1 protein-coding gene is annotated in these 607 nt (G+C 67.2%); it reads left to right on the top strand.

Annotated elements, in window-relative coordinates; genetic code table 11:
* Positions 1-607: condensation domain-containing protein (locus HB680_RS32510; RefSeq protein WP_256735664.1), on the top strand; the 607-nt coding region annotated here is incomplete at both ends.

Genomic DNA, 607 nt, shown 5'->3' on the forward strand with positions numbered 1-607 from the left:
GGTCGGTCGGCAGGACAACTTTTTCGAACTGGGTGGCCATTCGTTGCTGGCCGTGCGCCTGCTCTCGCGGATCCGCCAGGCGCTGGGGTCGGAGGTCGAACTGGGCGACCTGTTTGCCGCACCTTGCCTGCACGCATTGGCGCAGCGAGTGCGTGCAGCGGGGGCGAGCCAGTTGCCGGATATCGAGCCGGTGGCGCGTGAGGGGCTGCTGCCATTGTCGTTCGCGCAACAGCGGCTGTGGTTCCTGGCGCAAATGGACGGCATGAGCGAGGTCTATCACATGCCGATGTCCCTGCACCTGCACGGCGCGTTGGACGAACACGCGTTGCGCCGCAGCCTGGAGCGCATCCATGCACGTCACGAGGCGCTGCGAAGCGTCTTCGTGGTGGTCGACGGTCAGCCCCGGGTGGCGATATCCGCCCCGGGGGGCGGCCTGCCCCTGGAGGTCGTCGACCTGCGGCACACGGCCCCAACGACGCTGCACGAACGCTGTACGCAGGAGGCACGAGGGCCCTTTGACCTGGCGGGCGGCCCGTTGATCCGTGCCCGTTTGTTGCGCCTGGCCGATGAGGAACATGTGCTGATGCTGACCCAGCACCACATCGTT

The organism is Pseudomonas sp. dw_612 (genome assembly GCF_018449725.1).
In the GTDB taxonomy this organism is placed as follows: domain Bacteria; phylum Pseudomonadota; class Gammaproteobacteria; order Pseudomonadales; family Pseudomonadaceae; genus Aquipseudomonas.